Origin of the sequence: Myxococcus sp. AM010, from assembly GCF_013372585.1 — a bacterium.
GTDB lineage: Bacteria > Myxococcota > Myxococcia > Myxococcales > Myxococcaceae > Myxococcus > Myxococcus vastator.
In genome coordinates this window covers 200,960-221,883 of sequence record NZ_JABXEO010000001.1, presented here as the reverse complement: position 1 = coordinate 221,883, position 20,924 = coordinate 200,960, and the positions used below count along the sequence as shown (strand labels likewise).

Genomic DNA, 20,924 nt, shown 5'->3' with positions numbered 1-20,924 from the left:
TGATGTGGTGTGAACCCATTGCTGTGATTGGACTGGGGCTGCGTCTCCCCATGTCGGACTGCCCACGTACGCTCTGGCAAATGCTATGTGATGGGATTGATGCAACGGGAGACATCCCGTCCGGGCGCTGGCCTTCGGCCTCGCTCTTCGACGCTGCACCTGATCGCCCCGGGACGATTCGCAACCGCAAGGCCGGGCTGATTGAAGGTGTGGAGCTGGCCGACCCCGCGGCGTTCCGGCTGTCGAAGCGGGAGCTGCGGCAGATGGACCCGCAGCACCGGCTCCTCTTCGAGTGTGCATGGCATGCGCTGGAGGACGCGGGCCTGCCCTTCGACGCCGTGCGAGGGAGCCGCACGGGCGTCTTCATGGGCGTCAACTTCAGCGACTTCCAGCGGATGCTGGCGCGGGACTGGGCCGCGCTGGATGGCTACTCCGTCCTGGGGACGACGGCGTCCTTCGCGGCCAACCGGCTCTCCTACGCGTTTGATTTCCGAGGGCCCAGCACCGTGTCGAGCGTGGGGTGCGCCTCCTCGACGGTGGCCCTTCACGAGGCCTGCCGCAGCTTGATGCTGGGCGAGGTGGAGATGGCCCTGGCCGGGGGCGTCGAGCTGATGCTGTCGCCGGACAGCAGCATCATGCTGTCCCAGGCCGGCGTGTTCTCCGAGCGGGGGCAGTGCCGGACCCTGGATGCCCAGGCGGACGGCTACGTGCGCGGGGAGGGCGCTGGCGTCGTCGTCCTCAAGCCCCTGTCCAAGGTCGACCCCAGTGACCGCGTGTACGCGGTGATTCGGGGCAGCGCCGTCAACCACAACGGCCGGAACGAGTGGATCATGGCGCCCAGCGCCTCGGCGCAGGCGGACGTCATCCGGCAGGCGTGTGCGCAGGGCGGGGTGGCTCCGGCGAGCATCGACTACATCGAGCTGCACGGCTCGGCGTTCCTCAAGGGTGACGCGGCCGAGGCGGAGGCCATCGGCGAGGCGCTCGGGCCGCGGCGACCGGCGCCTTGCAGGCTCGGCGCCATCAGCAACAACGTGGGTTACCTGGGCGCCGCGGCGGGCATCGCGCAGTTCATCAAGGTGTGTCTGTCACTGCACCACCGCACCTTGGCGCCGACGATTCACGTGGATGCGCCCAACCCGCTGGTGGCGTTCGACGCGCTCGGGCTGAGCATCCAGACGGAGCTGGAGCCCTGGGCCGCGCGGGAGCCTGGCGTGCCTCCGCGGGCGGGCATTGTGTCCACCTCCCTGGGTGGTGCCAACGGCTTCGTGGTCCTGGAGGCCGCTCCGGCGGCGGTGCTGGAGCGGACGCCCGCGCCGGTCCATTTCCTGGCGCTCTCGGCGCTGTCTCAGGATGCGCTCCGTCAGCGGGCGCTCCAGCTTCGGGGCTTCCTCGTCGCGACGCCGGACTCGGTGGCGACGCTGGAGGACATCTGCTTCACCGCCGCGCTCAAGCGTCAGCACCACCGTCACCGGGCCGCGGTCATCGCGGGAGACCGGGCTGGGCTCGTGGCGCTCCTGGATTCGCTGGCGGCGTCGAGCGGGACGACGCTGCTGGCGCAGGAGGGCATGCCGCTGGAGCAGGTGGAGGCCGGGCGCGTCTTCGTCGCGGACGGGGTCGTGCCGACCGAGGCGTTTTGGGTGCGTGCGGGCCGCTGCGTGAGCCTGCCGGTCTACCCCTTCCAGCGGCAGCGCCTGTGGCCCGAGTGGCTTTCGCCCGATGAAGTCTGCCGCTCACCCAAGGACGCGCGTCCGGAGGCCTCCTCGTTGCTTCAGGCCGCCGCCGTAGCCGCGGGAGATGCTTCCCGCGTGCCCGACGTGCGGGGAGAGGCCCAGATGCGGGCGTTCCTGCGTGGGCACCTCGCGGACGTGTTGGAGGTCGAGCCCGAGACGCTCGACGTGCAAGGGCGGACCTTCTTCGAGCTGGGCCTGAACTCCATTGGGGCCACGTTGCTGAAGGAGCGCATCTCGCGGGCGCTCGAGCTCCCGCTGGCGACGACGCTCTTCTTCGAGCTGCCTCGGTTGGAGCCACTGGCGAAGCGGCTGGTGTCCCTGCTGGAGGCGGGGCGTGGCCGCCTGCCGTCGGACTCGGGCGACGTGAGCACGCCCGAGCAGGAGGAGCAGGGATTGATGGAGCGCATCGCCGGGCTGTCCGAGGACGAAGCGCGCGAGCAGATCGCCCGGACGCTGGCGGAACTCAGCCTCGAGGTCGCGTGATGAACCGGAAGGACGGATTCATGGCGGAGCTTTCGCCGCTCCAGCAGGCGCTGCTGACCATCGAGAAGCTGCAGAAGAAGCTGGCCGCGGCCTCGAATGGTGATCGGGAGCCGATTGCCATCATCGGCATGGCCTGCCGCTTTCCGGGGGGCGCCACCAGCCCAGCGAGGTTCCGCGACCTGCTGTGGGGGGCAGGGGAGGCGCTGACGGAAATTCCCAGCGACCGGCGCGCGCTCCAGGGGAAGCTGTCCATGCGCCGCGCGGCCTTCGTCGACGAGGTGGACCGATTCGACGCGGACTTCTTCCACATCTCCCGGCGTGAAGCCGAGGGCATGGACCCGCAGCAGCGCTTCTTCCTGGAGGTGAGCTGGGAGGCCCTGGAGGACGCGGGCCTTCCCCCGCACCAGCTCCTGGGGACGCGGACCGGTGTCTTCGCGGGCGTCCACGCGAAGGACTATGCGTTCGTCACGGAGGGCGGGCTGGAGAAGGTGAGCGCCCACTACTCCACGGGTGTGGACGCCAGCTATGTGGCCGGCCGGCTGTCGTATCTCCTCGGGCTCGAAGGGCCGAGCATGGCGGTGGACACCGCGTGCTCGTCCTCGCTGTCCGCGGTTCACCTGGCGTGTCAGAGCCTGCGGACGGAGGAGTCGACGCTCGCCATCGCCGGAGGCGTGAAGCTCATCCTTGCGCCGCAGCTCAGCGTGTTCCTGTCCAAGGCGGGAGCCCTGTCCCCCGGCGGCCACTGCCGCACGTTCGACCGGGACGCGGACGGGATGGTGCAGGGGGAAGGCTGTGGCGTGGTCATCCTGAAGCGGCTGCGGGACGCCGTTCGGGATGGCGACCGCATCCTGGCGACCTTGCGCGGCACGGGCATGAACCACGACGGCGCGAGCGGTGGCCTCACGGTGCCGAACGTCGGAGCGCAGGAGGCGCTGTACCGGCGCGTGTTGCAGCGCGCGGGCATCGAGCCCGGGCAGGTGGACTACCTGGAGGCGCACGGGACGGGGACGCGGCTGGGAGACCCCATCGAACTGGACGGCGTGTCGCGCGTCTACGGCGCAGCGCGGCCCGCGGAGCGCCCGCTGTGGATTGGCTCCGTCAAGCCGAACATCGGGCACACGGAGGCCGCGGCCGGCATCGCGGGGCTCATCAAGGCCGTCCTGGTGCTCCAGACGGGCGAGGTGCCTCCCTCCATCAACTTCGAACATCCGACACCGGAGTTCACGTGGGAGGGCTCGGGGCTCGCGGTGCCTCGGGCGCGCACGCCCCTGGCGGCGAAGGACGGCCCGCATCGCGTCGCCGTGAGCTCGTTCGGGATGAGCGGTGTGAATGCGCATGCGCTCGTCGAGGCATACGCGGAGGCCCCCCATGCCGCCGTGGAGGCCGGGCCGTATGTGCTGCCCCTCTCCGCGCGCTCGGAGCCGGCGTTGCGCGCGCTGGCGGCGTCATGGCTCAAGTACGTGTCAGAGGCTGGAACTGGGACGCGCCTCCAGGATGCGTGCTTCACGGCGGGCGCCGGACGCTCGCACCATGCGCACCGTGCGGTGCTCGTGGCCAGGACGCCCGAGGCGCTTCGCGCGGGCCTTCACGCTGTCGCGGAGGGGCGCGATGCGCCGGGCGTCACCCACGGCTCCCGTGAGGGCGAGCACGTCTTCCTCTTCGGTGGCGCGGAGCCCGAGGCTGGCCGGCTGCTGCGTGAGCTGCTGGGCCGGGACGTCTTCCGAGTCCACGCGGAGAGAGTGGATGCGGTCCTCAGGCAGGTCGCGGGCTGGTCCGTCATCGAGCAGCCGGGCGAAGGACACCAGGTGGCCGTGCTCCTCGTGCTCCAGCTCGCGTTGGCGGAGCTCTGGCGCTCGTGCGGGCTGACGCCCGCTGTTGTTTCGGGTTCCGGCGTGGGCGCGCTCTCCGCGGGGGTGGTCGCGGGAGCACTCACCGTGGAAGACGCCGTGCGGCTCGCCTTGCAGCTTGCTCCGGCGCAGCCCGTGCGTCCTCAACCCGTGAAGTCCCCGTTCTTCTCCACCGTCGATGGCACCTGGGTCGAAGCGGGCGCCACGGTGCCGGCCGCGTACTGGGAGAGACAGCGCACCGCCGTGAGCGACCTGACGTCGTCCGCGGCGCAGCTGTGCGCGCGGAACGCGTCGGCTCTCATCCTGGTCTCTTGTGACGCCTCCGTGGGAGTGGCGTTGGAGGCCGCTGCACGAAGCCGTGGAAGCAACGCCGTCATCCTGCGCGCGAGCATGCCCGGTGATGACGCCTGGACGGGTGTCCTGGGAGTCATCGCGGGTGGGTACTCCTCCGGAAGCCCGATTCGCTTCGAGGGGCTCTACACCGGGGCGCGCAAGACGGTGGTTCCGACGTACCCGTGGCAGCGTGAGCGCTACTGGTGGGACGGAGAAGTGGCTCCCGCGCCGAGCAGCGCGCGGACGGTCCGGGATGTCTCCCCTCGGGACCTCTACTGCGAGCTCGCGTGGCATGCGCGCGCGGTGGCGCAGGGGCCCGTGGACGCGGAGGGACGCTGGCTCATCGTGAGCGCGCAGACGGCTGCCGCGGAGTCGCTGCGGCAGGCCCTGTCCTCCGCCGGAGGCACGGTGCGCGTGGCCAGCGTGGGCTCCGAGCAGGCGCCGGTGCTGCGGGAGTGGCTGTCAGGGAGTCCGGCGCCTCGAGGCATCGTCTACCTGGCGGGCTCGGAGCACCCTGAGTCACTGGAAGGGCTGCACACCACGGTCCAGCGTGAGGTCCACGCGGCGGCGTCGCTCGTGCAGACCCTGGCGCGGCAGGCGGTGCCCGCGCTGCCTCGGCTGTTCCTGGTCACCCAGGGCGCGCAAGTCGCTGGCGAAGCGGCTGGACCCACGGCGATTGCTGGCGCGCCACTGTGGGGCCTGGGGCGCGTCGTCGCCTACGAGCACCCGGAGCTTGCCTGCAAGCGCATCGACGTCGAACCCGCGGCCTTCGGCGCGCTGGTGACGGAGCTGGCGCGCAAGGCGCCTGCTGCCGCTGACGATGACGAGGTCGTGCTGCGCGGCGAGCGGCGGCTGGTGCCCTCGCTCACGCAGGCGCAAACGATTCCGGAAGGCGTGGGCGCGTTTCGTCCCCGGGGAGACCGCACGTATCTGATTACGGGTGGGCTTGGTGGCATCGGGCTGCGGCTCGCCTCCTGGTTGGTGGAGCGCGGCGCGCGGTACATTGCCCTGTGTGGACGAAAGGGCGAGACCGATGAAGCTCGGCAGGCCCTGGCGCCGCTGCGCGCCGTGGGCGCGAGGGTGGAGACCTTCCGCGTCGATGTGAGCCGCCCGGAGGCGGTGGCGGAGCTCTTGGCTGCCGTCCGCGGAGGCGGGGCGCCGCTGGGGGGCATCTTCCACAGCGCGGGCGTGCTGGCGGACAGCTCGTTGTTGCAGTGGGAGCCCCAGGACTTCGAGACGGTCATGGGCCCCAAGGTCGACGGTGCCTGGAACCTCCATGCGCTGGCCACCGACTCCACCCTCGAGCACTTCGTCCTGTTCTCCTCGACGGCGTCGCTGATCGGCTCGCCGGGGCAGGCCAGCTACGCCGCGGCCAACGCGTTCCTCGACGCGCTGGCGCACCTGCGTCGCGCACGGGGGCTGCCGGCCATCAGCCTGAACTGGGGAAGCTGGGGCGAGGTCGGCATGGCCGTCGCGGATGCGCGGCGTGGGGAGCGGCTGGCGGAGCGCGGCATGTCGCCCATGTCCGTGGAGGAGGCCCTGGCGGCCATGGCGTGCGTGCTCGCGGAGAACCGCGTCACGCGGGGCATCGCGCGCTTCGATGTGGCGCGCTGGACCGCCAGCCATCCCTCCATCGTGGCTTCGTCGTTGTTCCGGCCCGCGACTGTCTCCGATGACGTACCTGACGTCGCGGAGGCGCCTCGCAAGCTGCGCGAGGTGTTGCTCGCGCTGGAAGGCTCCGCGCGCCGTGGCGTCCTGGAGGCGCGGCTCAGGGAGATGGTCAGCGAGGTCGGGAAGATTCCGACGGCGAAGCTCTCGTCCACGGACTCGTTCGACGCGCTGGGGTTCGACTCCATCATGGCGCTCGAGCTGCGGGACATGGTGCTGGGCGAGCTCGACGTGAGCATGCCGCTCAAGAGTTTCGTCGATGAACATTCCATCGAGCAGGTGACGGCTGAGCTTCTTGAGAAGCTCGCCGTGGCCAGTGTGCTCGGCGCTGCCTCCTCGGAGCGCAATGACTCGAAGCGGGTCCTGCTATGACATTGAATGAGCTTCTTCAGGCCCTGGCTGGGCACGGCATCAAGCTGTCGGTGGAGGGGGACCGCCTGGCGGTGGACTCGCCCACGGGCGAGATTCCGGGAGCGCTGCGCGAGCAGCTCGTGGCGAACAAGGCGGCGCTGCTGACCCTGCTGTCAGAGCAGCGCGTTCCCCAGGCGGAGACCCTGCCGCAGATCACGCCCCGGCCCGAGGCGCGGCACGAGCCGTTCCCGATGACGGAGATTCAGCAGGCCTACAGCGTGGGCCGGCAGGCCGAGCTCGAGATGAACGCGGCGATGCACGCGTACAACGAGATTGACTGCCACGCGCTCGACCTGGCTCGCTTCGAGGACGCCTGGAACCTGCTCATCGCGCGCCACGAGATGCTCCGGGTGGTGGCGCTCCCGGGCTTCCAGCAGCGCATCCTCCCTGAGGTGCCGCGCTACGTCCTCCCCGTGGAGGACCTGCGCGGTCGCGAACAGGAGGAGACAGAGGCTCGCTTCCAGGCCATCCGCGCGCGGCTGTCGCAGCAGGTGCTGGCGCTCGACCAGTGGCCGTTGTTCGAGCTCCGCGTGTGCCAGCTCGACGGGGGGCGTTCGCGCCTCTTCATGAGCATCGATGGGACCTTCATCGACGGCTACAGCTTCCAGATTCTCTACCGGGAGCTCGTTCACCTCTACAAACACCTGGGTGGGGCGCCCGCGCTCCCCGCGCTGGACCTGTCCTTCCGGGACTACGCGCTGGCGGTGCAGCATGCGCGCGGTGCCCGCTACGCGCGCTCGCTCGAATACTGGCGCTCTCGCCTCCCGAGTCTCCCGCCCGCGCCGGACCTTCCGCTCGACAAGGACCCGGGTTCGCTCCGGCGTCCTCGCTTCGGGCGCGTGTTCGAGCGGCTGGGACCGGAGGTCTGGCAGCCGCTCAAGCAGCGAGCCCGCGCGCGCAAGCTGACGGAGCCGGAGCTGCTGCTGGCGGCGTACGCGGAGGTCATGGCGCGCTGGAGCCGCAGCCCACGCTTCACGCTCAACGTCCCGCACTTCAACCGGCTGCCCCTCCATCCCCAGGTCAACGAGATCGCTGGCACCTTCGCCAGCTTCACGTTGATTGAAGTGGACCACCGGCCGGAGCGGACCTTCACGGAGCGGGCCCTGGCCATCCGGGATCAGCTCTTCCTGGCGCTGGAGCACCGTGAGGTCAGCGGCGTGGAGCTGCTGCGCGAGCTGTTCCGGGCCCAGGGGCGCATCGCGGGCGCCATCATGCCCGTGGTGATGACGAGCTTCGCGTCTCACTCCAAGAGCAAGGACTCGCACTGGGTCGACTTCCTGGCGGAGGAGTTCGGCGAACTCATCGAGGCGCTGACGCAGACGCCCCAGGTGTGGATTGACCTGCAGATTGTCTACCAGCGGGGCGGCGTCTTCCTGAACTGGGACGTGGCGGAGGAGCTGTTCCCGCCCGGCATGATTGAAGACATGTTCTCCAGCTTCTGCGCGCTGCTGCGGCGCCTGGCGGAGGACGACGCGGCGTGGGACCAGCAGGGGCTGGACACCCGTCCCGTCCGGCAGGTGGAGCTGCTGGCTCGCGTCAACGACACGGCGCGCCCGCGGAGCGGGGAGTTGCTCCACACCGGCTTCTATCGCCACGCCGCCGCGCGCCCGGATGCCCTGGCGCTGGCCTCGTCGAGCGTCAGCCTGAGTTATGGCGAGTTGGCTCGGCGCTCCAGCCGGCTCGGGCATGCGCTGCGCGAACATGGCGCCGCGCCTGGCCGCATCGTCGCGATCGTGATGGAGAAGGGGTGGGAGCAGGTCGTGGCCGCGCTGGGCGTCCTCAGCTCGGGCGCGGCGTACCTGCCCATCGACGCGGGGCTGCCGCACGAGCGGCGCGTCTTCATGATGCGCAACGGCGGGGCCGAGCTGGCGGTGACGCAGCCGAAGTTCACCCAGGAGCCCTGGCCTGAAGGGGTGCGGGTGCTCGCCGTCACGCCGGACGCCTTCAGCGAGTACAGCGAGGCGCCGCTGGCGCCCGTGCAGAAGCCCGACGACCTGGCGCACATCCTCTACACCTCCGGCTCCACCGGCCAGCCCAACGGGGCCATGCTCACCCACGCGGGGATGGTCAACGGCGTGGAGTGGACGAACCGGAAGTTCGGCGTCGGGCCGGATGACCGCGTCATCGCGCTCAGCGCGCTCCACCACGACTTCTCCGTCTACGACGTCTTCGGCACCTTGAGCGCGGGCGCGGCCCTGGTCATGCCGGACGCCTCGTCGCGCAGGGACCCCTCCCACTGGGCCGAGCTGATGTCCCGTCATGGCGTCTCCATCTGGAGCACCGTGCCGGCGATGATGGAGATGCTGCTGACGTACCTTGAAGGCAGCAACGCCCGGCTGACCTGTCCGCTGCGCCTGGTGATGCTCGGCGGCGACTGGCTCCCGGTAACCATGCCCTCGCGGCTGCGGGCGAAGTTCGGTGACGTGAAGCTGATGAGCGTCGGCGGGCCGACGGAGACGTCCCTGTGGAACATCTCCCACCCGGTCGTCGAAGCCGACGAGCGGCGCCGCAGCATCCCGTATGGAAAGCCCATCTCAAACACGAAGTACTACGTGCTGGACGAGCACCTGGACGAGCGCCCCATCTGGGTGCCCGGCGAGCTGTGCTGCGCGGGCGTGGGCGTGGCGCTGGGCTACGTGGGCGCGGGGGCGGGCTCGAAGAAGTTCACCGTGCATCCGCGGACGGGCGAGCGCCTCTACCGCACCGGCGACCTCGGGCGGTACCTGCCGGATGGCACCATCGAGTTCCTCGGCCGCGTCGACTTCCAGCTCTCCATCCGTGGACAGCGCATCGAGCCGGGTGAGATCGAGGCGGCGCTGCTCCAGGAGCCGAGCGTCAGCGCGGCGGTGGTGGGGGCCGTCGGCGAGCACCATGAGAAGCGGCTGGTCGCCTACGTCGTCCCCTCGGACACGAAGCGGGGCGTGGACACCCGGCACGTCCGCGAGTTCCTGTCGCGCAAGCTGCCCGAGCACCTGGTCCCAGCGACCTACGTCGTGCTGGAGGCGCTGCCGCTGACCCGCAACGCCAAGGTGGACCGCAAGGCGCTGCCGCACCCGGACTCCGTCGCGCGGCCCACGCAGCCCGAGGCGAGCAAGGCCGCCGCGGTCCGTCCCAGTCGCGAGGCTCAGGCGCTGCAGCAGTCCATCGCGAAGGCCGTGGCGGAGGTGCTGGGGGTCCCAGAGGTCCACCCGGACCGGAACTTCTTCGAGCTGGGCGCCAACTCGGTGCACCTCATCAAGCTCCACCTCGAGCTCAAGGAGAAGCTGGGGCTCGAGGTTCCCGTCACCGAAATGTTCGGCAGGCCCACCGTCAAGGTGCTCGCGGCCCGGCTCGCGGCGGCGGGAGGCGAGGCGAAGCCCGAGGTGGCGCTCGCGCCGCGCGAAGCGCCGCCACGGACGCAGGATGCGCGGGACATCGCCATCATCGGCTTGAGCTGCCGCTTCCCCGGGGCGTCGACGCCCGAGCAGTTCTGGCAGAACCTGATGCAGGGCGTGGAGTCGGTGGGCACCTTCACCGATGACGAGCTGCTGGCCGCGGGCGTCAGCCCGGAGGCGTTCCGGAACCCCGGGTACGTCCGCGCGTCGGCGGTGATGGAGGGCTTCGACACCTTCGACGCGGAGTTCTTCTCGCTGACGCCTCGCGAGGCGCGCGCGTTGGATCCTCAGCAGCGGGTGTTCCTGGAGTGCGCCTGGGAGGCGCTGGAGCACGCGGGCTACCCGCCGTCGGAGCGCGACGGGCTCGTGGGCGTGTATGCCGGGAAGAGCGTCAGCCACTATCGCTATCCCTACCCGGACCTGACGCGGCCCATTGGCTTCTTCCAGGACTTGATGGCGCAGGACAAGGACTTCCTGGCCACGCAGGTGTCCTACAAGCTGGACCTGCGCGGGCCCAGCATCAACGTCCAGACGGCGTGCTCCACGTCCCTGGTCGCGGTGTCCGCGGCGTGTGCGGCGCTGAATGAGGGCAGCTGCGACCTGGCGCTCGCGGGCGGCGTGGCCATCAAGGTCCCCCACCGCGTGGGCTACCTGTACGAGGAAGGCAGCGTCTTCTCGCGCGACGGCCACTGCCGTCCCTTCGACGCCGGGGCCAACGGGACCATCCCGGGGAGCGGCGCCGGCATCGTGGTCCTCAAGCGCCTGAGCCAGGCGCTGGCGGATGGGGACCGGGTGCTCGCCGTCATCAAGGGCTCCGCCATCAACAACGACGGGCACCGCAAGGTCGGCTTCATGGCCCCCGGCGTGGAGGGCCAGACGGACGTGGTGCGCCGCGCGCATCAGCACGCGAAGGTGGACCCGCGGACCATCTCCTATGTCGAAGCCCATGGCACCGGGACGTCCATTGGCGACCCCATTGAAGTCTCCGCGCTGACGGAGGCGTTTGGGGGACAGGTCCAGGCGCAGTCGTGCGGCCTGGGCTCGGTGAAGGGCAACATCGGCCACCTCGACAGCGCGGCGGGCATCGCGGGGCTCATCAAGGTCGTGCTGGCGCTTCAGCACCGCACGTTGCCGCCCACGCTCCACTACCAGTCGCCCAACCCGCGGCTGGAGCTCCACAAGACGCCCTTCTACGTGGTGGACAAGGCCCGGCCGTGGACCGCGGCGCAGGGAGTCCTGCGCGCGGGACTCAGCTCCTTCGGCATCGGCGGCACCAACGCGCACCTGGTCCTCGAAGAGGCGCCACCGCAGGCGACGCCAGCGCAGGACGCGCAGCGGCTGGACCGCTCGCGGCACCTCCTGGCGCTGTCCGCGCGGAGCCCGGAGGCGCTGCGGGAGCTCGCGGGCCGCTACCGGGCGGTGCTTGAGGCGCCGGGCGCGTCGCTCGCGGACGTGTGCTTCTCCGCGAACACCGGCCGTGCCGCCTTCGACCACCGGCTCGCGGTAGTGGGGGCGGACGCCGCGCAGGTGGCCGCCATCCTGGGCGCGGCGGAGCGGAAGGAAGAGCACCCGGGGGTCGTGCAGGGCGAGGCCGACGCGAAGCAGGCGGTGAAGATCGCGTTCCTGTTCTCCGGTCAGGGCTCGCAGTACGTCGGCGCCGCGCGTGAGCTGTACCAGACGCACCCGGGCTTCCGCCGGCGCATCGACTCGTTCGACGAGCTGCTCCGCGAGTACTGGGACCGCTCCCTGCTCTCCGTCCTCTACGCGGAGCCGGGGACGCCATCGCCTATCGACGAGCTCGACTACGCCCAGCCCGTGGTCTTCGTGCTGGAGTACGCGCTGGCCGAGCTGTGGATGTCGTGGGGCATCCAGCCGGACGTGTTGCTGGGACACAGCACGGGCGAGCTGGCCGCGGCCTGCATCGCGGGCGTGTTCAGCGTCGAGGATGGCCTGAAGCTGGCCGTCCACCGCGGCCGGTTGATTCAGCAGCTTCCGGAGGGCAGCAACATCGCGGTCGCCGCCGCGGAGCCGGAGCTGCGCCAGTTCCTCGCGGAGGGCGGTTGGGCCAGCTCCATCGCCGCCGTCAACGGGCCGGACAACGTCGTCATCTCCGGCATCCCCGCGGAGATTGTGGAGATTGGCCGGGCGCTGGACGCGAAGGGCTACAAGGTCAAGCGGCTGAACATCCCACGCGCGGCGCACTCGGTGATGATGGAGGCCATCCTCCCGGAGTTCCGGGCCGTCGCCGCGACGCTGCGCTACTCGCCGCCGTCCATTCCCATGGTCTCCGGGATGACGGGCGAGCTCATCACCGACAATCTCTGCACACCGGACTACTGGTGCAGCCAGCTTCGCAACCCGGTGCAGTTCGGCCGGGGCGTGGAGGCGCTGTATCGCGACGGCATGCGCGTCTTCGTCGAGGTCGGCCCGAAGGCGACCCTGCTCGGCATGGCGGCGCGCTCGGTGCCCGAGGGCGCGGGGACCTGGCTGCCAAGCCTGCGCGCCGATGACGGGGGCTGGCGGCAGATGCTGGAGAGCCTGGCGGCGCTGTATGTGCGCGGCGCTCCGGTGGACTGGGCGGCGGTGGATGCCGGCTATCCACGGCGGAAGGTGGAAGTCCCGACGTATGCCTTCCAGCGTCAGCGCTACTGGGAGGAGGGCGCGGGCCTCCAGCGGCCCCATGGGCGCAGCGTGTCCCGCGCAGAGCACCCGCTGATTGGCGAGCGCGTGCCCCTGGCCGTCCTGGAGTCCGGTGAGCTGTTGTTCGAGGCCACGCTGGGGCCTGCCTCGCAGGCGTTCCTGGGCCAGCACCGCGTCTTCGGAACGCCCACGCTGCCCGCGACGGGCTACGTCGAGATGGCGCTGGCCGCCGGGGCCCGGTTGTTGGGCACGACCGCGCTGGAGCTGACGGACCTGGCCATCCTCAACGCGATGACCTTCCCGAAGGACGCCGAGCGGAAGGTGCAGTGCGCCGTGCGCCGCGACGGAGAAGGCAGGGCCGCTGTTCGCATCTTCAGCCGGACCGGTGAGGGCTCGGAGCGCGCGTGGAGCCTCCATGCGACGGGCACGCTCGCGGTGCTGGGGGATGGCGCACCGACCCCCGAGGCGCACGACCTCGACAGCGTGTTGAGGGACTTGCAGACCCCGCTTCCCGTCGAGGACTACTACCAGCGGGCACGGAGCGCGGGCGTCGACTTCGGGCCGGAGTTCCAGGGCATCACGGAGCTGCGCCGGGAAGGCGAGCAGGTCCTGGCGCGCATCGAGCGCCCCGCGGGCCTTGGGAGCGGCGGTGGCTACCTCGCGCATCCCGCGCTGATGGATGCCTGCCTCCAGGTGGTGGGCGGCGCCTATCCGGATATGGATGGCACCGAGCTGTACGTGCCGGTGCACATCGAGCGGCTTCAGGTCCTGGGCAGCATCGAGGACGGCGTGTGGAGCCATGCCGTGGTGCGGCCGGTGGATGAGGCGGGGAAGCGGCTGCGTGCGGACGTCCGCATCTTCGGAAGAGATGGCGCGCTGCGCGCCTGGGTGCGCGGCCTGGAGCTCCAGCGCACGAGCCAGGAGGCGCTGCGCGCCGCGCTCTCCACCTCGCTGGATGAGTGGCTCTACGAGCGGAAGTGGGAGCCCCTCGCCTTGGACGGGACTCGTCCGGAGACGTGGGTGCCCGCGAGTGGCGCGTGCCTGATTCTCTCGGAGCGCGACGGGGCGGGGCAGCAGCTCGCACAGACGCTGGCGCGCGATGGGCGCTCCTGCTTCGTCGCCATCCGTGGCACGGAGCCGCGCCGGATTGACGAGACCACCTTCGAGGTCCCTGATGCGCCCGACGCGCTCGTGGAGGCCTTGCGAGCGCTGCCGCTTCCGGCGTCCCTGTCGGACGTCATCCTGTTGTGGGGCGCCAACAGCGCGGAGGCGGAGTCGCTGGATGCGGCGGCGCTGGGGCAGGCCGCTCGCGTGACGGGGGGGGGGCGCGCTGGGGCTGCTCCAGTTCCTGCTGGACCGTGGATACTCCGGCACGGTGTGGCTGGTGTCCCATGGCGCGCAGCCCGTGAAGCCGGGCGTCCCGTTGCCTGGGCTCGCGCAGTCGTTGCTGTGGGGCATGGCGCGGCCTCTGGCCATCGAGGCGTCGGAGTTGGATTGCCGGTGTGTCGACCTCGATGCCCACGGCGAACCGAGCGCACAGGTGGAGTTGCTCGCGCGGGAGCTCCGCCACCGCGCGGAGGTGGCGGAGGACCAGGTGGCCTACCGCGATGGCCGCTACGTCGCGCGACTCCGGAGGGTCGAGTCACGGACGCTGGTCGAGGCGTCCGCGGAGCGCGTCGAGGCCTTCCGGGCGGATCGCAGCTATCTGGTGGCGGGCGGGCTCGGACGCCTGGGCCTGCTGACGGCGGAGCTGCTGGCGAGCCGGGGGGCACGCAACCTGGTGCTGACGGGCCGGAGCGCCCCGGGGCCACAAGTCACGGAGCGTCTGGAGCACCTGCGCCAGCAGGGTGTCCGTGTCGAGCACCGGCAGGTCGACATCGCGGAGGCGGAGCCGCTGGCCGCGCTGCTGGACGAGGTGGCGCGGGACATGGCCCCGCTGGGCGGCGTGTTCCACTCGGCTGGGGTGCTGGATGACGGCGTGCTGCGGCAGCAGCGGTGGGAGCGCTTCGAGACCGTGCTGCGACCGAAGCTGCGCGGTGCCTGGAACCTGCATCGCCTGACGGCGGGCCTGCCGTTGGACTTCTTCGTGCTGTTCTCCTCCGTCGCGTCGCTCGTCGGCTCGGCGGGACAGGCGAACCACTGCGCGGCGAACGCGTTCGAGGACGCGCTGGCGCACCACCGCCGTGCCCTGGGCTTGCCTGCCCTGAGCATCAACTGGGGCATCTGGGCCGGTGACGCGGGCGCCCAGGTGTCGGTGAGCGAGGAGGCCCGGACGCCTGGCCTCGGCGTCATTCCGAAGGCGCAGGGCCTGCGCGCGCTGGAGCTGCTCCTCACGTCGCGCGTCCCCCAGGTGGGCGTGGCCGCCATCGACTGGGCTGTCTTCGGAAGCGGCCGGTCCACGCCCTACGTCGCGGAGTTGCGCGAGCAGGCAGGGGGAGCGCGGCCGGTGGAGCGCGCGTCGTTCCTGGACACGCTCACGGCGGCGCCCATCGAGAAGCGCCGGCAGTTGTTGATGGACTACGTGCGCGAGCAAGTGGCGTGGATGCGAGGCGTGGGCTCCAGCGAGTCCATCGACCCGGCGCGGGGGTTCCACGAGCTGGGCATCGACTCGCTGGCGGCGCTCCAGCTCAAGAACCGGCTTCAGGACGGGCTCGGCGTGTCGCTGCCGGCGACGCTCGTCTTCAACTACCCGACGGCGGAGAAGCTCGCGACGCAGCTCATGGACGCGTTCATCCCCCTGGAGTTCACGGAGGAAGCGCGCGTCACGTCGAAGTCAGACGCCCCGGTCGAGAGCCCACTGGAAGGGCTTGCTGAAGCGAACCTCGCGCACCTGCTCTCCGAGCAGCTGTCGAAGATGAACTAGGGACGGAACGATGTCAGCGCAAGGAAGCGACACGAGCTACGGCGAGCTGATGAAGCGCGCGCTCCTGAAGTTGCAGGAGACGCAGTCGAAGCTCGATGCCCATGAGCAGGAGAAGCACGGGGCCATCGCCATTGTCGGCATCGGCTGCCGGTTCCCGGGGGGCGTCACCAGCCCTTCCGAATACTGGCGCCTGCTCTCCGAAGGCGTGGACACCGTCACCGAGATTCCGACCGACCGGTGGAACGCGGACAGCTTCTTCCACGCGGACCCGGACCATCCCGGTGGCATCTACACGCGCCACGGGAGCTTCCTGCGGGACATCGACCAGTTCGAGCCGCGCTTCTTCGGCATCTCCCCGCGTGAGGCGGCGCGGATGGACCCGCAGCACCGGCTGTTGCTGGAGGTCGCGTGGGAGGCCGTGGAGCGCGCCGGCCGGAATCCGACGAGCCTGAGCGGGACGCGGACCGGCGTGTTCGTCGGGATGATGGGGCAGGACTACACGCAGATTGCCACCCAGTCCCCGGAGCTCATCGACGCCCACACCGGCGCGGGGAATGGCGCGAGCGTCGCCGCGGGACGCCTGTCGTATTCCTTCGGACTCGAAGGGCCCAGCCTCACCGTCGACACCGCGTGCTCCTCGTCGTTGGTCGCGGTGCACCTGGCCATCCGCAGCCTGCGTCAGCGGGAGAGCGACTTCGCGCTAGCGGGCGGGGTGAACCTGGTCCTCTCCCCCGTCGCGACGCTGATTGAGTCGCGCACGCACATGCTGTCGCCGGATGGCCGGTGCAAGACGTTTGATGCCTCGGCGAACGGCATCGGGCGAGGAGAGGGCTGTGGGCTCGTCTTCCTGCGGCGCTTGTCGGACGCGCTCGCGGACGGGGACCCCATCGTCGCGGTGCTTCGCGGCTCGGCGGTGAACCAGGATGGCCGCACCAGCGGGCTCACGGTGCCCAACGGGCTCGCCCAGCAGCGCGTCATCCGGGAGGCCCTGCGGGACGGACAGGTGGAGCCCGCGAAGGTGGGCTACGTCGAGGCCCATGGGACGGGGACGTCGCTGGGTGACCCCATCGAGCTGGAGGCGCTCGCGTCCGTCTACTGCGCCAGGACGGGGCGGCAGCAGCCGCTGATGGCCGGCTCGGTGAAGACGAACATGGGGCACCTGGAAGGTGCGTCCGGCATCGCGGGGTTGATCAAATCCGCGCTGTGCCTGGCGAACGAGGAGGTCCCGCCGCACCTCCACCTGCGCACGCCCACGCCGCATGTGGACTGGAAGCAGCTGTCCATCGAAGTGCCGACCGAGCGCCGCCAGTGGCAGGGGGCGGACTCGCGCTTCGCGGCGGTGAGCTCGTTTGGCTTCTCGGGGACGAACGCGCACGTCGTCCTGGAGTCCGCGCCTCGGCCGAAGGCTCAGGCCCGGGAGGTGGAGCGCCCGCGTCACGTCCTGGCGCTCTCCGCGCGCTCGCACGCCAGCCTTCGCAGGCTGGCCGGGTCCATCGCGGAGGAGCTGTCACTGCGTCCCGCGGAGGGGATGGCGGATGTCTGCCACACGGCGAACATTGGCCGCGGCGCCATGGAAGAGCGCGCGGCCTTCACGGCCTCGACCGCCGAGGAGCTGACGGAGTCGCTGCGAGCGTTCAGCCGCGGAGCGCCCACCGCCCCCGGAGCCTGCGTGGAGGGCCGCCGCGACGGCGAGGCACCGCGCGTCGCGTTCCTCTTCACGGGCCAGGGCTCCCAGTACGCGGGCATGGGGCGGGAGCTGTTCGACACGCAGCCCGAGTTCCGCCGGGAGCTCCTGCGCTTCGAGGGCATCCTGAAGCCGCACCTGGAGCGGCCGCTCACCGAGGTGCTCTTCCAGGACACGGAAGGAGCGCTGGACGAGACGCGCTACACCCAGCCCGCGTTGGTGGCGCTGGAGCTGGCGTTGGCGCACCTGCTGCGCGCGTGGGGCCTGCGCGCCGACGCTGTCCTGGGCCACAGCGTGGGCGAGTACGCGGCGGCCATGTTCGCGGGCGTCCTGGAGCCCGAGGTCGGCTTGCCCCTGGTGGCCGAGCGCGCGCGGCTGATGCAGGCGCTGCCCGAGCGCGGCGCGATGCTGGCCGTGTTCGCCGAGCCAGCGCGCGTGCTGCCGCTCATCGCCGGGCACCCCCGGGTGACGGTGGCGGCCATCAATGGGCCGCGGAACACCGTCATCTCAGGGGACAGCACGGCCATCGGCGCCGTGGTCCAGGCGCTCGGAGAGGCGGGCATCGAGAGCCGGCGGCTGAAGGTGTCACACGCGTTCCACTCTCCGCTGATGCAGCCGATGCTGGCGGAGTTCGAGCGGGCCGCGAGCCGCGCCTCCTTCCAGAAGCCGCGCCTCCCCCTCATCTCGAACCTGGACGGACGCGAGGCAGGCGAGGCCATCACCCAGCCGGCCTACTGGTCCCGGCATGTCCTCCAGCCCGTGCGCTTCGAGGAGGGCATCCGGACGCTCCTCCAGCGCGGGGTGCGGGTGTTCCTGGAGGTGGGGCCCAAGCCTTCGCTGTCCAACCTCGCGCGAGACGTGGTGGCGGGTGAAGAGGCGCTGTGGCTGGAGACGCTTCACCCACGCCGCTCCGACTGGGTCGGCCTGCTCCGGGCGCTGTCGGAGCTGTATGTGCGCGGCGCCAGGCCGGACTGGGAGCGCTTCGATGCGGGCTATGGGCGGACCCGCCGGGCGTTGCCGACCTATCCCTTCGAGCGTCAGCGCTACTGGCTGGATGTGCCCGCGCCGTGGACGCGCACGTCGCGCCGCGCGGCGACTCACCCGCTGCTGGGAGCGCGTCTGGAGTCCGCCGCCTTGAAGGAGGGGACGACCGTCTTCTCCAATGAGCTGTCGGCGGGAACCGTGCCTTTCGTGGCGGACCATCGGGTGTACGGCAAGGCGGTGGTGCCCGCCGCGGCCTACGTGGAGATGGTGGCCTCGGCGGCGGCGCAGGTGCTCGGAACGGAGTCGTTGAGGCTGGAGGACATCTCCCTGCTTCAACCGCTGGTGCTCCCCGAGCAGCAGGCGCGGGTGGTCCAGACGTTGCTGGAGGACCAGGGCGAGGCGGGCCTTGCGTGCAAGGTGGTGAGCCGGGGGGACGAGCGCTCGGAGGAGGGTGGCGGCGGCGCGCGCGCGGCCTGGGTCACCCACGTGACGTGCCGGGTGTCGGCGCTGCGCGCCGTGGCCCCATCGGTGGAGCGGGAGGCGTGGGGCCGCGACTGCTCGACGCCTGTCTCCATCGATGAGCTCTCCGCCGTCTTCACGCACCACGGGCTCGACTATGGGCCGTCCCTGCGCGTGCTGACGTCGCTGCATCGGGGGACTGGGGCCGCGCTGTCGTTGGGCCAGGTGGAGGACCGGAGCGGGCACTACCGCGTCCACCCGGCGCTGTTCGACGGCTGCTTGCGCACGGCGGCGGCGGTGTCGCGGCTCACGGCGGAAGACGCGCTGCACCTCCCGGTGGCCTTGCAGACGCTCGACCTGTACCGGTCACTTCCGGAGCGGGTCTGGACGTACGCGACGCAGCCTCCCCGGGAGGGCCAGGAGGGCTTCTCCGCGACGGACCTGACCCTGTGTGACGACGATGGCGCGGTGGTGGCGGTCGTATCGGGGTTCTCGGTGCGCAAGGCCGAGCGCGACGTGTTGCTGCGCGGGCTCGACAACGACTTCCAGGACTGGCTGTACCGCCTCGACTGGGTGCCGCGTGACGTCACGGAGGAAGGCCGCTCCGCGAATCAACATTGGGCCGTCTTCACCAGCGAGGACGACTTCGCCTCGGAGCTGGTGCAGGTGCTTTCGCAGCGGGGCGAGCGCTGCACGCTGGTTCGCAAGGGGGCGTCGTTCAGCAGCACGCTAGAGGGCTTCCGCATCAACCCCGCCGACCCGGAGGACCACGCACGGCTGGTCCAGGCGTGGGCGGCTCAACCTCCCACGGGGCTGCTGTATCTGTGGGGGCTCGACGCGGGGACCCAGGCGGGTGACGCAGGCGCCTGGCTCGACGCGGCTCAGGCGTCGGGGTGCCTGGGCGCGCTGCGGCTGACGCAGGCCCTGGCGCATGCCCAGGGAGCGCCGCCCCGGCTGGTGCTGGTGACGCGGGGCACGCAAGGCCTGCCCACCGACACGCACGGGTCGCGCGTCGCGCAGGCGCCGCTGTGGGGCTTCGGACAGGCCGTGGCCACGGAGTTGCCCGAGCTGCGGTGCCTCCGCATCGACCTGCCCCCGGAGCCCCGGTCCGAAGACCTGGGCACGTTCGTGCGGGCGCTCGCGCTGCCCGATGAGGAGTCCGGCGCGGCCATTCGTGGCGGCGGTCTCTACATCCCCCGGCTCGAGCGGGCCCGCTCGCGGACGGTCGCGGCGAAGAAGGTGTCCATCCTCGCGGAGGCCACCTACCTCGTCGCGGGAGGCCTAAGTGGACTCGGCCTGCGTGCCGCCACCTGGCTGGCGGCGCAGGGCGCGCGGCACCTGGTCCTGATGGGGCGCAGCGCGCCGTCTCCTGAGGCCCGCGCCCAGCTCGATGCGCTCGAGGCCCAGGGCGTGAAGGTGCGGGTCGCGCGGGTGGACATCGCGTCTCACGACGCCATGGCGGGCCTCTTCGCGAGCCTGCGCGGAGCTCCGCCGGTGCGCGGCATCATCCATTCGGCGGGCGTCCTCCGCGACGGAACGCTCGCGAATCAGACGTCCGAGCAGTTCCGGGAGGTGCTGGCCCCCAAGCTTCAGGGGGCGTGGAACCTCCATGCGCTCAGCCAGGGCATGGCGCTGGACTTCTTCGTCTGCTTCTCGTCGGCCGCCTCGCTCATCGGCTCACCGGGGCAGTCGAACTACGTCGCCGCGAATGCCTTCCTCGATGCGCTGGTCCATCTGCGCCGCGCGGAGGGGCTGCCCGCGCTGACGCTCAACTGGGGCTCGTGGGCGGAGACGGGCATGGCGGCGCGGCTGGAGCGGGCGGCCTCCACGCGGCCGGGGGCGCAGGGCTTCGGCGCCATTCCCGTCCAGCAGGGCTTCAGCGTGCTGGAGCGGCTCATGGGGACCACACAGGTTCAATGGGGCGTCTTCCCCGTGGACTGGACGCGGCTGGCGGAGCAGTTGCCAGGGCTCGCGCGGCAGGCGCTCGTCCAGGGCTTGCTGGGGAGCGAGCCACAGCGGGTGCAAGCGCCGGCCTTCCGCGCGCAGCTGGACGCGGCGCCGACGAATCGCAAGCTGGAGCTGCTGCGTCAGCACGTCGCGGGGCAGGTGTCCGCGACGCTGGGCATGCCGGCGTCGGAGCGGCTGTCTGGCAACGAGCGCCTGTTCGAGCTGGGCGTCGATTCGCTGCTGGCCATCGAAATCAAGAACCGGCTCGCGAGCAGCCTCGGGCGAGGCCTGCGTTCGACGCTGATTTTCGACTTCCCCACCGTGAACGGGCTCGTCGCGCATCTGACCGAGGAGCTGGGGCTGGGGACCGAGGTTCAGAAGAAGCAGGAAGCATCGCGGGAGGCGCAGGGCGCGCTCTCCGCGGAGATTCAAGGGCTGTCGGAGCAGGAGCTGACGTCCCTCATCGACCAGGAGCTGGAGAGCGCGCTCACCAGATGAGAC

The 20,924-nt window shown here is 71.0% G+C and carries 3 protein-coding genes and 1 pseudogene; all 4 read left to right on the top strand.

Features of this window, described 5'->3' with window-relative positions; all coding sequences use genetic code 11:
* Positions 1-2 precede the first annotated feature (2 nt).
* The 4 genes and pseudogenes from HV826_RS00825 (at position 3) to HV826_RS00810 (ending at position 20,921) form a co-directional block, all read left to right on the top strand.
* Entirely contained in the window at positions 3-2,213 is a 2,211-nt protein-coding gene (locus HV826_RS00825) for a beta-ketoacyl synthase N-terminal-like domain-containing protein (RefSeq protein WP_176415094.1), read from the top strand.
* Positions 2,213-6,433, top strand: a complete 4,221-nt coding sequence (locus HV826_RS00820; RefSeq protein WP_176415093.1) for an SDR family NAD(P)-dependent oxidoreductase — start codon at positions 2,213-2,215, stop codon at positions 6,431-6,433. Before HV826_RS00825 ends, HV826_RS00820 begins: the two co-directional genes overlap by 1 nt.
* Positions 6,430-15,349 (top strand): annotated as a pseudogene (locus HV826_RS00815) (amino acid adenylation domain-containing protein). Before HV826_RS00820 ends, HV826_RS00815 begins: the two are co-directional and overlap by 4 nt.
* Positions 15,350-15,359: 10 nt before the next feature.
* A complete protein-coding gene (locus HV826_RS00810; protein WP_176415092.1) occupies positions 15,360-20,921 on the top strand; it encodes a type I polyketide synthase in 5,562 nt (1,853 codons plus the stop codon).
* Positions 20,922-20,924 lie beyond the last annotated feature (3 nt).

Bases quoted from the DNA above. Each gene is read 5' to 3' on its own strand.
- HV826_RS00820 (WP_176415093.1), top strand. From the start codon at position 2,213: ATGAACCGGAAGGACGGATTCATGGCGGAGCTTTCGCCGCTCCAGCAG.
- HV826_RS00810 (WP_176415092.1), top strand. From the start codon at position 15,360: ATGTCAGCGCAAGGAAGCGACACGAGCTACGGCGAGCTGATGAAGCGC.
- HV826_RS00825 (WP_176415094.1), top strand. From the start codon at position 3: ATGTGGTGTGAACCCATTGCTGTGATTGGACTGGGGCTGCGTCTCCCC.